At 66.8% G+C, this 14269-nt stretch carries 11 protein-coding genes; 4 read left to right on the top strand and 7 right to left on the bottom strand.

The window, feature by feature from the left end:
• Positions 1–8: 8 nt before the first annotated feature.
• On the bottom strand, positions 9–2159 hold the full coding sequence (locus tag DBO33_RS05655; protein ID WP_107660009.1) for a galactose oxidase-like domain-containing protein: 2151 nt from the start codon (positions 2157–2159) through the stop codon (positions 9–11).
• A gap of 113 nt (positions 2160–2272) precedes the next feature.
• On the opposite strand from DBO33_RS05655, the gene DBO33_RS05660 reads away from it, so the two are divergent.
• Complete coding sequence (locus DBO33_RS05660) at positions 2273–3733, top strand: aminotransferase class I/II-fold pyridoxal phosphate-dependent enzyme (RefSeq protein ID WP_107654079.1); 1461 nt, start codon at positions 2273–2275, stop codon at positions 3731–3733.
• Between the two features lie 79 nt (positions 3734–3812).
• On the opposite strand, the gene DBO33_RS05665 is transcribed toward DBO33_RS05660, so the two are convergent.
• From DBO33_RS05665 to DBO33_RS05675, 3 genes are all read right to left on the bottom strand, one after another.
• Positions 3813–4472 (bottom strand): DJ-1/PfpI family protein, encoded by a 660-nt coding sequence (locus DBO33_RS05665; protein WP_107654080.1) that lies wholly within the window; start codon positions 4470–4472, stop codon positions 3813–3815.
• Positions 4473–4573: 101 nt separating this feature from the next.
• The gene (locus tag DBO33_RS05670; protein ID WP_107654081.1) at positions 4574–5722 is read right to left on the bottom strand and encodes a lipase family protein; all 1149 of its coding nucleotides are present in this window, start codon (positions 5720–5722) and stop codon (positions 4574–4576) included.
• A gap of 159 nt (positions 5723–5881) precedes the next feature.
• Positions 5882–6805, bottom strand: coding sequence for a LysR family transcriptional regulator (locus DBO33_RS05675; protein WP_107654082.1), 924 nt, complete (start codon positions 6803–6805; stop codon positions 5882–5884).
• A 70-nt stretch (positions 6806–6875) separates the two neighbouring features.
• Between DBO33_RS05675 and DBO33_RS05680 the strand changes: the two genes are divergently transcribed.
• Positions 6876–7763: an SDR family NAD(P)-dependent oxidoreductase gene (locus DBO33_RS05680; RefSeq protein WP_107654083.1), complete on the top strand. Its 888-nt coding sequence runs from the start codon at positions 6876–6878 to the stop codon at positions 7761–7763.
• A 93-nt stretch (positions 7764–7856) separates the two neighbouring features.
• Here DBO33_RS05680 and DBO33_RS05685 read toward each other — a convergent pair whose 3' ends face one another.
• Complete coding sequence (locus tag DBO33_RS05685; RefSeq protein ID WP_199856537.1) at positions 7857–11126, bottom strand: AfsR/SARP family transcriptional regulator; 3270 nt, start codon at positions 11124–11126, stop codon at positions 7857–7859.
• A gap of 97 nt (positions 11127–11223) precedes the next feature.
• On the opposite strand from DBO33_RS05685, the gene DBO33_RS05690 reads away from it, so the two are divergent.
• Positions 11224–12102 carry an alpha/beta fold hydrolase gene (locus DBO33_RS05690; RefSeq protein ID WP_107654084.1) on the top strand — a complete coding sequence of 293 codons (879 nt, stop codon included), beginning with the start codon at positions 11224–11226 and terminating at the stop codon, positions 12100–12102.
• Positions 12103–12267: 165 nt separating this feature from the next.
• Entirely contained in the window at positions 12268–12510 is a 243-nt protein-coding gene (locus DBO33_RS05695) for a helix-turn-helix transcriptional regulator (RefSeq protein ID WP_107654085.1), read from the top strand.
• A 53-nt stretch (positions 12511–12563) separates the two neighbouring features.
• On the opposite strand, the gene DBO33_RS05700 is transcribed toward DBO33_RS05695, so the two are convergent.
• A complete protein-coding gene (locus DBO33_RS05700) occupies positions 12564–13829 on the bottom strand; it encodes a helix-turn-helix domain-containing protein (RefSeq protein WP_107654086.1) in 1266 nt (421 codons plus the stop codon).
• Between the two features lie 9 nt (positions 13830–13838).
• Complete coding sequence (locus DBO33_RS05705) at positions 13839–14267, bottom strand: NUDIX hydrolase (RefSeq protein ID WP_107654087.1); 429 nt, start codon at positions 14265–14267, stop codon at positions 13839–13841.
• Positions 14268–14269: the final 2 nt, after the last annotated feature.

The raw sequence follows: 14269 nt of genomic DNA on the forward strand, positions 1-14269 counted from the left end.
GCCGCGGGTCAGCCGAGGCGTAACCAGCGGCCGAGCGACGGCACGCCGCCGGTGTCGACGGCGAAGATCAGATACCAACCCGGCGGCGCCAGCGCGGGGTTGTCCGGCAACGTGATGGTCACCGAATCCGGTGCGGTACTGGTGAATTCGAGGTCGACGAGGCGTTGTTCGTTGTCGCAGGAGTGGGTGCACGCGCAGGGGCGGACGAGGTTGATCTCCCGCAGCGTCGCCGCGCTGGTCGCGGTGATGGTCGCACCGTACGCCGCGGATTCGGCGCCGAGCTGGAGATCGGGCTGGTCACCCTGGAAAAGGTAGGGCGGCCAATACATTTCGATCCGCAGCTCCTCGGTCTTGCGGGCCGGATTTGAGCCTGCGGTGATCACCTTGCCGTCCGGGGTGAGCAGGGCGACGGAGTGGTAGAGCCGGGGGACGCGGCACTTCGCGGTGTGCATCCAACGGCCGGTGGCCGGGTCGAAGATCTCGGCATGCGGCGGCGCGGCGTGCGCCATCTCCTCCATGCCCGAGCCGCCCGTGGCCAGCACGGTCCGGTCCGGCAGGATGACCGCGCTCAGATGCATGCGGGCATGGTCCATCGGCGGGCCCGGCTGGTAGACGGGTGCCGGCCCGGAGCAATCGACGATCCTGGTGTCGGCCAAAGCTGGTGCGGGACTGTGCATATCGAATCCGCCACCGCCGAGGATCATTACGCGCTGCTGTTGCGCGGGTGGCAGCAGCACGCTGGCGGATTGGTTGCGTGAGCCCGGATCGGCGAGGCCGGGCACCTCGGTGGTCGCGCCGGTCGCCGGATCCCAGATCGACGGCCGCATACCGTTGTTGCCGCCGTACTGGCCGCCGGTGTAGAACAGGCGGCCGTCGGCGAGCAGCACCAGGTGGCCGTACATCGGGATGGGGCCGGGCACCGGCAGCTGCGACCAGGTCTGGGTCGCGGTGTCGAAGAGTTCGGGCACCACCGAGAGGAAGTTGTCGGCGCCGAGTCCCGACACCGAGACCACGTTGCCGTCCGGCATGGTGACGAGCGAGGGATACCAGCGGCCGAAAGCCATGTCCGGCATGCGGTTCCAGGACAGCGCGGCGGGGTCGAAGAGCAGCGCGTCGGGCAGGCCGTAGAATGGGTCGTAGCGTTCGGTGCCGCCCGCGGCGAGCAGCCGGCCGTCCGGCAGCATGGCCTGGCCGACGCAGAACAGGTCGATCGGCGTATCCACCGAGTCCAGCCCGGGATTCGGGTAATGCCATACGCGCGTGCGGAAGTCGTGTGCGTGGTGGCGATCGGGGTCGTTGCCCGAGCCGGCGAAGAACAACACATCGCCGGTGTGCAGCAGCGCGGCGTGCACCGGATTGATCTCGGTGCCGAAATCCAGGATCCGCCACACGCCCATATGCGCGGCGTGCATCAGGTCGGTCTCCAGCTCGACCACCCGCAGGTAGCCCGCGTTCTGGCCGGGCAGCGCGTCGATGGTGAAGACGACCAGCTCCGGCGGCGCACCCGGACTGGTGAGTAAAGCCGTTGCGGCACCTTGGTTTTCGGTGAATCCCCAGTCGGGCACCGTGGACCACGTGCTCCAGCCGTCGACCGCGTGACCGGAGCCGTCCAGCCCCCAGCCGATGGTGTACACCCCGACATTGCCCTCGACCGGATTGTCCACCGCGAACACGATCAGCTCGGGCCGGCCGTCACCGTCCAGATCCGCGACAGCGAGGCCCGCGCCCTGGTTTTCCCAGCCGTACCAGTCGGGCACCGGCAACCACGGCGTCCAGCCGCCGGTCACCGTGCCGTCGGCGGCCAGGTCGCGGCCGATCCGGTAGTAGCCCTGATTCTGGCCCGGCGGATTATCGACCAGGAAAATGACCAGGTCCAGCCGGCCGTTGCCGGAGAGGTCGGCGAGGGCGATCCCGGCGCCCTGGTTTTCCCAGCCGAACCACTCCGGCACCTCCAGCCACGGTCCCCAAGCGGGCACCGAGCCGTCGGTCGCGAACCGGGAGCCCACCCGGTAGAAACCCGCGTTCTGGCCCTCCGGGTTGTCCACCATGAACACCACGACATCGGTGTTTCCGTCGCCGTCGATATCCGCGACCGCGACGCCGCAATCCTGGTTTTCCCAGGCGAACCACCCCGGGACGGGAACAAATTGTCCGGCCACACTCATATCGTCGTCCGTCGCGGCCGATCCGGCGAGACCATCCTTTCGTGGTTACCGAAAAACGGGGGCGTAGCCCGGAGTGTGCTGCACCGGCCCGTGGGTACTCGACCATCGTGGATCACTCGAAGGCACCGCTTGTAGACGCACTGGCCGAGTACCACCGACTCGGCCGTTACGGCTTCACTCCGCCGGGGCACCGGCAGGGGCGAGGCACTGACCAGCGCGTTCTCGACGCGCTCGGCGCGGACGCGTTCCGCTCCGACGTGCTGGCCGGTCCCGGACTGGACGATCGGCTATCCCGCAACGGCTATCTGCAGGATGCTGAGAAGTTGATGGCCGACGCGGTCGGCGCCGAGACGGCCTTCTTCTCCACCTGCGGCAGCTCACTTTCGGTAAAAGCAGCGATGATGTCGGTCGCCGGTGGCAGTAAAGACGGCTTGCTCGTCGCCCGGGACAGCCACAAATCGATCATCGCGGGACTGATTTTCTCCGGCGTCCAACCGCATTGGATAACGCCGCGGTGGGACGCCGAGCGGCACTTCTCACATCCGCCGTCACCCGAACAAGTACGCGAGGAGTGGGAGAAACACCCCGACGCGGCGGGTGCGCTGATCGTGAGCCCCAGCCCGTACGGCACCTGTGCGGATCTCGCGGGGATCGCCGAGGTGTGTCACGAGCGTGGCAAGCCGCTGATCGTCGACGAAGCGTGGGGCGCGCATCTACCGTTCCACCCCGATCTGCCGACCTGGGCGATGGATGTCGGTGCGGACGTGTGTGTGGTCAGCGTGCACAAGATGGGTGCGGGTTTCGAGCAGGGCTCGGTCTTCCATCATCAAGGCGACCTCATCGACTCCAAGCATCTCAGCTCGTGCGCCGACCTGTTGATGACAACGAGCCCGAATGTGCTGCTGTACTCGGCCATCGACGGATGGCGCAGGCAAATGGTCGAGCAGGGACACGAATTGCTCGGCAACGCACTGAAACTCGCCGATCGGGCCAGGACCGAACTCGCCGCGATACCGGACATCGAGGTGATGGAGGAGGCGCTGCTCGGTGCCGAGGCCTCGCACGATCTGGATCGCATGCAGGTGTTGATGGACGTATCCGCCACCGGCGCAAGCGGTTACCAGATCGCGGACTGGCTGCGGGAGCACCGGCGCATCGATATGGGGCTGTGCGACCACCGCCGTATCCAGGCGACATTGTCGTTCGCCGACGACAAGGCGACGATCGACGGGCTGGTCGAGGCGCTCAGCGCATGGCGAGACCAGCATGACGGGCAGACGGCCCCGGAGATCCGGCTGCCATCGCCCGACGAATTGCAGCTGGATACCGTCATGCTGCCCAGGGACGCGTTCTTCGGCCCTATCGACACGATTCCCTTCGCGGAGTCGGCGGGCCGGATCGCGGCCGAGCAGGTCACTCCGTACCCGCCGGGCATACCGGTGATCCTGCCCGGTGAACTGATCGATGACGCCGTGATCGAATACCTGCGCTCCGGCATCGATGCGGGCATGAATGTCCCTGATCCCGCGGATTCGGAATTGAAGACCATCCGCGTGGTCGCCCGCTGAGCAACGCACCAGGCGGGCGGTTCGTCGGGGTGGGTGGCGTGGCACGCGAATGATGAGTTGCGGTTTACCGGGCAGCCGATCAGGCGGCGACGGGCACGGAACCTGTATTGCGCCAGACGGTTCCGCGACGTTCGTAGGCGATCAGCTGCTCCACGGCGTGCGCGACCTGCGGACCGAGTTCGCGTTCCAGCAGGTAGAGGCCGACGTCCAGACCCGAGGTGACGCCCGCACCGCAGATCAGGTCACCGTCATCGATGACGCGGGCGTCCACCACCTGCGCCCCCGTGCGCGCCAACGCCGTCATGCCCAGCGGATGCGTGGTCGCCGGCCGGCCGGTGAGCAACCCGGCGAACCCGAGCAACAGCGAGCCGCCACAGACGCTCGCGACGGTGAGTCCCGGCCGGTCCATGGCATCCTTCAGCAGGCCAGGCAGTTCGGTGCCGAGGGCTCGGACGAGGACGGCCAGCACGCTGTCGTCCCGGTGGTCCTCCGCGTCCGTAGGCATTCGACCCATTCCGCCGGGCACGACAACCAGGTCCGCACGTTCCGGATCCAGCCGCCCGGTGGCCCGCAACGACACCGGAGCTACGCCGCTGGGTACCTCCCGCGCGCCCTCCGCAGCGACCAGTTCGACCTCGAGCGATCCACCGGTGGCCGTGCCGCCCGCGCCGAGCACCTCGTAGGGTGCGATCACGTCCAGCGGATCGAATCCGTCGAACAGTACGAACTGTGCGAGCATCGAAAGTCTCCTTCTCGTCGGTGATTACGACGCTAAGTGCAGCGCCGGTCCGCGAGAAGTAGCTCGATCGTCAGGTTGCAACGGATTCTCGCCAGGGTCTGTTACCTGACGCGAGTCAGGAAAGCGTCGATGGCGGACCACATTTGGGGGTTGAGCTGGGTGTGCGTCCCGGTGCCCGTGACGGTCTGGAAGTCCACCCCGTTGGCGGCGAACTGAGCGGCCAGTGCCGCGTGCAGCGGCGACGGGACCGTGGTATCGGTGACGTTGAGCAGCAACAGGATCGGGGCGTCGTAGCCGCTGGTCGGCACCGTCAGGTAGGACTCGTAAGCGGCCCGGACCCGGCTGTCGGACAACGGCTTCGACAGCAGCTCGCCGATGCCGACACCGTCCACCCGCGCCTCGATCTCCGGCTTGCACATGGTGCCGATCTCATCGAGCAGCGTGCGCCCCGCCGGACTCAGGTACTGATCGAAGTCGATGTCGGGGCGCGCGGCTCGGAAGCCGGCGAAAATGCTCGTCAAGAAGCCCAGTGTCTCCGACGTTCCCGGCACCGTCGGAATAGCGGGACCCGCTATGGGCAGCGCCTTTTCGACATCGGACTCCGGGTCGATCGCGATGGTGCCGCGGTAGTCGAGGTCCGGGGCGTAACTCGCCTGGAGGTGTCCGGTGCCCAGTGCGGCCTGGCCGCCCTGCGAGGGGCCCAGCGCGGCCCAGGTGCGCGACAGTTCGGGGTGCGCGGAGCGGGCGGCGCGCAGCAGATCGATGGTGGCGGTCGCCTCGGTCCGCAGCTCCAGGTATGGGTGCGGGCCGGTGTCGAACAGGCCGAGCCCGAGATAGTCGGGAGCCACCACCGCGAAGCCTTGGTCGATCAGGCGCAGCATGATGTCGTCTTCCTCGGTATGCCAATGCGAGTGTGGTGCCGTGCTCGGATCGGATTCGCCACCGCACCCGCGGCCGAGGCCCGTCGTCCCGTGGTCGAACGCGATGACCGGCCAGCCGTTCGGCGGCGGCGTGCCCGTCGGCAGGAACAGCGCCCCGCTGGCTTGCTGCGGCGTGCCGTCGGACCCGGCCATCCAGTACGTGATGACCGAGCCGTTCGGCATCGGCCGCCAGCCGTCGGCCTGCGGGGTCGACGAGATCAGCGTCCCCGGAGTTTCCGCGGCGGCCGGAGCGGCCTGGAGACCGAGCAGGACGCTTGCCGAGGCGGTGGCCAGGGCCACCGCACTCTTCCAACCACGAATAACACGCATCGAAGACTTCTCCTTGTGCTGGGCCGACGACCAGGTGAACAGCAGCTCAGGACGGTTATGCAGGTACTGCGGCGGGCGGAAGCAAACTGCAAGCAAATCCAAGGTACTCCGCGCTGAGTCGGGTCGTCGTGCACCGTGGGGTGGAGTCGCTGTCGGTGGTCAGCGGGGTAGGTCCAGCTCGATCGCGGCGGCTCGCAGTGCTTCGGCGGTGCGGGTCGCCGCGTCGCTGAGCGGGGACGGAAGGTGTGCCAGCAATAAACGCCGCTGTTCCTGTGGGCCGCCGCGGACCGGCAGGATGCGCACGCCGGGCGGTGCGGCGGGAGCGAGAATGGCGGGGAGGGTGGTGAGTCCGCAACCCGCGGCGACCAATTGCAGCTTGGCCAGCCAGTCGCGCGCGGTGTGGGTGATCTCGGGACGCTCGTCCAGTCCGGGCCAGACGCCCATCAGCCGGTCGTCGGTGGTGTTCGGTCCGGCGATCCACTGCTGGCCGTGCAAGTCGGCGACGTCGATGTAATCGCTGCGCGCGAGTGCGTGCGTGGCGGGTACGGCCACGCACAGGCTGCGCTCGGTGAGGGTTTGCAGGATGAGCGCGGGCGACTCGGTGTCCGGCGGCCGGAAGGGTGGCTCGGAGCCGAGGAGGGCGAGGTCCACGCTGCCTGCACGTAAGGCGCGGACCAGTGCCGGTGTGCTGCCCTCCCGGCTCCGTACGGTGATGCCAGGATGGGTTCGGCGCAGTGCCGCAATCGTTTTCGGTAGCAGAGCGGCGCCCGCGCTGGGGAACCAGCCCACCCGCACCGTCGCCGTCTGGGCGGGCAGCCCGGACAGTTCGCGGGCGGTCGCGTCGATCTGCTCCAGCACTCTGGTGGCTCGACGCAACACGAGATGGCCTGCCGCCGTAAGTTTTACGCCGTCACGGCGACGCTCGAGCAGTTCCGTGCCCGCCATCCGCTCGACCGACGCGATCTGCCGGGAGACCGCGGACTGGGTGTAACCGAGTGAGCCCGCTGCCGCGGTGAAGGTGCCCTGCTCGGCGACGGCGCGGAAGACGCGTAGCGCGGTCAGCGAGACGTCGGTGAAGTCCATGAGTTTTACGCATACCAGGTGTGCCTGACTTTCGTTGGACTCATGGTTGCGGCGTTCCTAGTTTGGAGTCATGAATGTGGCACGTATTGCCCTGGTGACCGGGGCGAATCAAGGTTTGGGGCGGGCGCTGGCCGAAGGGCTGGCGGCCCGGCTGGACCCGGCTGATCTGGTGTTGCTGACCGGACGCAATGCGCAGCGAGTCGCGGATGCCGCGGCCGAGGTTGCGGCGGCTTCCGGCACTCGGAGCCAGGTGCAGGGACGGGTGCTCGATGTCGCCGAAACTGCGGGCATCGCTGACTTCGCCACGGAGCTGTGGGACAGCTACGGCGGAGTGGACCTCGTGTTCTCCAACGCCATCACTCGGCTCACCCCCGATCGGTCCCAGTCGGCGATGGCCGATGAATTCATCGATGTCTCCAACACCGCGACGCATGCCGTCCTGCGTAGCTTCGGCCCGATCCTGCGGCCCGGTGGGCGATTGCTCGTGGTGGCAAGCACATTGGGTGCGCTGGGGCACTTGCCTGAGCGACTGCGTCCACTGTTCGACGGTGCCACTCTCGATCAGGTCGAGGAGGCCGTTGAATCGTGGCGCAGCGCAATACATTCGAAGACCGCGCAGGAGGTCGGTTGGCCGCGTTGGCTGAACGTGCCATCGAAGGTGGCTCAGGTTGCCGCTGTGCGCGCGGTGGCCGCTGAGCGTCGCGATAGTGACTTGGCCAGTGGCACTTTGGTCGCCGCGGTGTGCCCCGGCATGGTCGATACCGCGACATCGCGGCCGTGGTTCAGCGATTTCAGTCATGCGCAGACTCCGGCCGAGGCGGCCCGCGCGGTGCTCGATCTGGCGTTGACTCCGGGCGTTGATCCAGCGCTGTATGGAGAGCTGGTTCGCTTTGGTCAGGTGGTGCCTTGGCATTCCGGGAAACCGCCTGTCGAGCAGGATCTTCTGCTCACTCCGTGAGTCGTCGGCATCAGTCGAGCAAGGTTGGGCTCCTGCGGTTCTCGGTCGTCGAAGTAAGTCGTATGGTCGTGCGTCGAGCAAGTGACGACGTGCTCACCTCGGGCTCAGCGGCGCGGTGACGGCGTCGATGAGATGGGTCGAGTGGGTTCGGCGGGCGAGGGTGCGGGCTTGCTGCTGGTGCGTTGCGGCGGCTTCCGGGTTGCCGAGGGCGGTGGCCAGTTCGGCCAGGTAGTAAGCGACCGGTTCGAGGGTGATCAGGCCGCTGCCCGCGCCGGCGAGTTCGGTTGCGGCCGGGCGGAGTTGGTCGTAGCAGCGCTGCATGGTCGATGTGTCGCCGAGGGCGTGGGCGGCGCGGGCGACGAGGCAGGTGCGTAGTTCCAGCAGCAGGTCGCGTGGAGAGTCGGGGACTTCTTGTAAGGCGGCGGCGGCTTCGGTGCGAAGTCCTTTGTGCAACAAGATGATCGGGCGTACCCATGGTTCGTACGGCCCCCAGGCCGTTGCGTCGTCACCGGGCGGCAGCCGGTGCTGGAGCCGCAGGCACAGCAGTGCGAGGGGGAGGAGGCCCTGTTCGACGCCGGGCATGCCGCTGCCGGTGAGCTTCCTGGCGGCGGTGCGGTAAGCGGTCTCGGCAGCGTGGTAGCTGCTGGTGAGTGCGGTCCGGAGCGCGGCGTACCAGTGGGTGAAGACGCCGACCATCGGTAGCTCGTATTCGGTGGCCAGCTGGTCGGCCGCGGCCGCGTGTACGTCTGCTGATTCGAGATCGGCTGTAGCGCAGGTTGATTGGATGCTGATCAAGTTGCCGAGCACTTCGAAGGTGACCAGCCGATACCGTCGTGCGACAGCGGTGAGTTCGTCGCTGAGGCGAGCGCGTTCCGCACTCAGGCCGGTGCGCTGGAAGGTATGCATGAAACGGCCGTTGAGGGCGAATGCCAGCAGGGCGGGATCGTTGAGCTCCCTGGCGATCGCCTCGGCTTCTTCGGCGGCACGTAGACCGCGGTCGTCGTCTGCGCCGCGCAGTTCGAGGGCAACCGTCGTGCACAGCCTGGCGCGCAGCTCACGCTGTCCGGCGGGCAGGATCGCGAGGACGCGCTCGGCGGCGGTGACGATGTCGCGCGCGAGGGCGGGGTCGTCGTTGGTGGTCCAGATGGCAGGGACATCGAAAGCGCTGATCACTCGCGCGGCCTGTACCGGATCGGCCCACTGTCCGGCCTGTGTGATGGCCAGCCCGCGGTAGTGCCTCGCCTCGGCCAGGTTGCCGGTGACCGCGAGCGTCCGAGCGAGTCCGGTGATCGTGTCGAGTCGCGCGGCCGGATCGGGCCGGGGCATCCGGTCGAAGGCTTCGAGGGCTGCGCGCCATTGCCGCACTGCCTCGGCGAGTGCGAAGCCGCGTTCCGCCGCGACCGCCGCGGCACCGGCGTAACGGCCTGCGCTCGCCGCAGTGGCCCGGCTGTTCGCGCGGACGAAATGATGTGCCAAGACGGAAACATCTGCGATGCCGACCTTTTCGAGTAGCTCGCCGATCTCGCCATGCCAGCCGGCCCGGCGCGGACCGCTGATGTCGCGGTACACGGTGTCGCGCACCAGTGCGTGGGTGAATCGCAGTGATTCGTCCGGCGATTCGGTGAACAGCCCTGCTGTCAGCGAAATCTCGAGGTCGTCGAGGGCGCGGGCCGTGTCGCCCGCGAGCTCGATGAGGATCTCGCGGTCGACTTCCTCGCCGAGTACCGCCGCCTGCTGGACGAGGGTCTGCGCGGACTGCGGCAGCATCGCCAAACGATGCCGGATGACCTCGCGGACGCCCGCCGGGATGGTGTCGAGTGCGTCGGACCCCTCGTCGCGGAGCAGCCGGGCCAGCTCGCGAACGAAGAACGGATTACCGTTGCCGCGCCGGTGAATTCGGTGGCCGTCGCGCTCGGCGATATCCGGTCCGGCGATCGCGCGCACCAGGGCGACGGTGTCGTTTTCGGGCAGGCCGCTGAGATACACGCGAACCGGCTCTGCGGGAGCCATTTTGGCCAGTGCGGCGGTGAGTTCGGTGGTGATGTCGGTGCTGCGGTACGTCGCCAGTATCAGTACCGGGGCAGTGATACCGCCGGTTACGAGCACGGAGAGCAGGTCCAGGGTTTCCGAACCGGCGTTGTGTATGTCGTCGAAGACCAGCAGGGCCGGTGCGCGTTGCGCCACCGACGCGAGATAGTCGGCTGCGGCACGGTGGAACAGGAAGCGCGCCTCGACCGGATCTGTGGGTGCGGCTTCGTTGTTCGGTCGTTCGTCGCTATTCGCTGGAGGACGCTCGTGTGCTGCCCCTGCGGAGGTCAGTGCCGCGAGGATCCTGGCCCAGGCCCAGCCGGGTGGAACGCCGAGGTCGGCCGGACTCTCGCCGCGCGCGACGATCCAGCCATCGGCGGTCAATACGGACGAAACCTCTTCGGCGAGAGCGCTTTTACCGGCTCCCGCTTCACCCGCCAGCAGCACCAACCGGGTGCGGCCGTGCCGGGCAACTTCGTTCGCAACGTGTTGGATGGCGGCGAACTCCTGCCGACGACCGACGAAATCCTTGCCGGGCGAGGATGTTCCGGCGGGTACGGCCGAGGAAAGCAGATGCGGCGCGTGCGCCAGGATGTCCGCCTCCACCCGCTGGAGTTCCGGACCGGGGTCGGTGCCCAACTCGGTTCGCAGCAGGTGACGGATGCGGCGCAAGGCGGCAAGCGCGTCACTCTGCCTACCGGAGCGATAGAGCGCGACAGCGAGCAGCTGCCAAGCGTGTTCGCGCAAAGGATGTTCGGCGAGCAACGCATTCAGCGCCGATTCGGCTTCGGCGGGCCGCGCGAGCTCGATCAGCGCGGTGGCACGATGTTCGACGGCCAGCAGGCGCAGCCCGTCGAGCCGGTCGACTTCGGCACGCGCCCAACCCTGTTCGGCGAATTCCGCATAGGCAGGTCCGCGCCACAATGCGGCCGCCACGTCGGCCATCGTCAATGCACGCTCGAAGTGTTTCGCGGCAAGCAGTTCCGTTGTCCGCGCGACGGCGGTCTCGAATCGGTCCGCATCGACCGCATCCGGCTCGGTGCGCAACGCGTATCCCGGCGTGACGGTCACCAGCACCTGTGCCGGTGTACGTGGTGCGCGGTCAGGTTCCAGCACCCGTCGCAGCTCGGCGACGAACGTCTGGATCGCGCCGACCGCACCGCTCGGCGGCCGTTCCCACAGGTCGTCGATCAACTGATCCACCGTGACCATGCGTCCCCGCGCGACGAGCAACCGTGCGAGCACCGCGCGATGCTTCGGCCCCTTCAGCGGCAGTGGCGTCCCGGCGCGCTCGGCGCCGATCGGGCCGAGAACACCGAAGTTCAGCTGCGCCACGCGCCCGCCGACGCCGTACTCAGTCGCTGCTGACCAGTTGCTGAGTGCGCGAGAAAAGACTGTCCAACGTCACCAACGAACATCGGAAGGACACCTCATGGCACCGAAGATTACCGGATTCGACTACCAGCGGATCGCCGTCGCCGACCAGGTCGAACTCAATGTCGCGGTAGGCGGCTCGGGCAGCCCCATCGTGCTGCTGCACGGTTTCCCGCAAACCCACCTGATGTGGCGCCACGTCGCCGCCGACCTCGCCGCCGACCACACCGTCATCTGCCCTGACCTGCGCGGTTACGGCGACAGCGACAAGCCCGCCGACTCCGACGGCACCACCTACTCGAAGCGCACCATGGCCGCCGACATAGTCACCGTCGCCCGCACCCTCGGCCACGATCGCTTCGCCCTCGCCGGCCACGACCGCGGCGCCCTCGTCGCCATCCGCGCCGGCCTCGACCACCCCGACACCATCACCCACCTAGCCTCACTCGACGTCCTCCCCACCCTCGACATGTGGGACGTCATGCACGGCGTAACCGCCGCCGTCGGCTTCCACCTCTACCTCATGGCCCAACCCCCCGGCCTCCCCGAGAAAATGATCGCCGCCACCCCCGACCTCTTCTTCTCCTACTTCCTGGACACCTGGACCCACGACCCCGCCGCCATCCCACCCGAAATCCGCGCCGCCTACCTCACCGCCTCCGCCGCCGCCATCCCCAGCATCGTCGCCGACTACCGAGCCTCCGCCACCATCGACCTAGACCACGACCGCACCGACCGCACCACCGGCAACCACCTCCGCATGCCGGTAACCGTCCTCCAACAAGACTGGGGCGCCGCCCTAGGCTTCGACGCCCCCGCCCTCTGGAAACCCTGGGCCCCCAACCTCACCCACACCACCGTCACCTCCGGCCACTTCATGGCCGAAGAATCCCCCGCCACCGTCACCCAAGCCATCCGCACCCTGTTGACCCGCTGACCCCACCGACCGATTCGTGGAAAACACCGCCACCTCGAAGCAAGTTGGCGGCGCGATAACAAACACCAAGCCGAAGGTGATGATTCATATATCGATCTTCAAGGCCCCTCGGCGTGATTGATCGTTATATGGATCACTTCGGTGTACGTGGGTCATGATCGATATATGGATTTTGCTAGAGCTGTCACCTCGGGCGAGTTCGGCCAGGCAGTTCGCCGAGCTCGGGAGCAGCGAGGCCTGAACCAAGCAGATCTTGCCGAGCGGCTCGGCGTCACCAGGATGACTGTGTCGCGGTTGGAACGAGGAGGCGCGGTCAACATGGAAACCGCCATTCGTGCGCTGTCGGAGTGCGGCTACGAAACCGTTGTGGTGCCCAAGTTCCGTCGGGTCACTGTCGAGGGACGGTAGCTCGATGGCCCGCAACAAGGTCCCCGGTTTGGATGTGTGGTTGTACGGCGCGGTCACGGGCCGTGCTGTGTCGCCAACAGCGAGCGAGTTCGCCCGAGTGCCGCACGTGCTTCGTCGGCCAGATCCACCATGCCGGATTTGATCGACGCCCGGATGGTCCGCTGGATCTGATGTGGCAGGCGATGTTGCTCGGCGGCCGCGATCGCCTCGGTGAAAGCTCCTACAGCACTGTGGCTTTCGCCGATTGCTGACAGTACCTCACCCGTAGTCACTCGTTCGATTATGTGCCACTGCGGGGCAGAAGGCGTTCCAACGGTGATGTTGACGAGTCGACCGGCTTCGACCACGCGACCGGTCCCCAGCAAGCCACGGAGCTCGATCTCGCGCAGCGTGAACGGCTGGAATAGTAGGCCGCTGCCCGTATTTCGTTCCAGCAGGCTGCGATATTCGAACAAGGCGCGGTCGAATCGTTCGCAGTCGCCGAGTTCACCAGCGGCGCGGCACAGGAATGCCAGCGAAGTGCCTTGATCTGCTGGCGTGGTCGCGAGCGCGAGCGACTGCGTCAGCCGTGCCACGGCCGCGCCGACATGGTCCGCCTTACGCAACTCATTGCCGTGCATGCGGAGCGTATGCGCATAGAACGTCGAATCACCGAGTTGGGCAGCGATTTTCACTGCCTGACCAGTCCACCGGGCTGCGGATGACAGGCGTTCCTCGGGAAGGACCGTGCCGAGGGAGACGCCGAGCGCCACCCGTGCTTGGGCGAGCAGAATGAGACTGTCCCGCTCCATATTCCCTTCGGCCGCCCGAGCTTCCAGACGGGCGACGAGGGGCCAGAGTTCATTGACGGCTTCGACTGCGTGCCCGGCCTGTCGGGCGATCTCAGCAAGACGGACCGTGCTATCGCCGAACTGAAGCATCGCGTGGAACTCCGCATCATCGATGTCGGTGACACCAAGTATGTGCGTGGGCAAGCCGAGACGTGCTGCGATGTGGCGACGTGAGGCCACGTCCGTGATGGTCCGGCGGCCGGTTTCGATCATCGACACGTACGACTTGTCGTAGCCGAGGAGATCGGCCATCGCGATTTGGTTCAGACCGTTGATGCGGCGATACGCCCGCAGGATCGTTGGCAGGTCGCGATTTGCTATCGCTGCCGCCGCGTCCGGAGCAGCCCACAGCCAGATGGCCGACACGATAGGGGAGGCACGAACGACCGCGCTGCCTCCTGAGTTGTTCGCGGCGCAGGTTGGACACACATAATCACTTGCGTAGCGAGTGACGCTGACGCCGCATGCCTGACACCTGCCGCCGTTCACGGATATCTCCTAGACGTTCTCCGATGCCCGAAGCTGGGAAAACCATGTCATGATCGAACGCTTGTATCCGTCGGGCATGTTCAGTCCCGCGATTTCGTCCTCACGGAACAACCCGACCTCTTTATGTTCATGGGACAAAACAGGTTCGGTGTCGGTGTCCGGGTAGCAGCCGTAGGTCACGATGAATACGTGGCGCTCGACCTGATTGATGTAGTAGATCCATGAGTCCAGAATCGGCCCCGTGGTCACCGGCCACTGCGTTTCCTCGCTGATCTCGCGGGCTACACACTCTTCGGGAGTTTCATCCGGCTCGACCCGCCCGCCCGGCAGCTCCCATTCGTCGCGTTCGTTTTTCAGCAGCAGCACGCGGCCGTCGCGGACTACAACACCCTTGATCGAAACCGAATACCTGTGCGGTACGTAATCGGATGCAGTCATAC

The sequence above is a fragment of the Nocardia suismassiliense genome, assembly GCF_900269665.1.
Lineage (GTDB): Bacteria > Actinomycetota > Actinomycetes > Mycobacteriales > Mycobacteriaceae > Nocardia > Nocardia suismassiliense.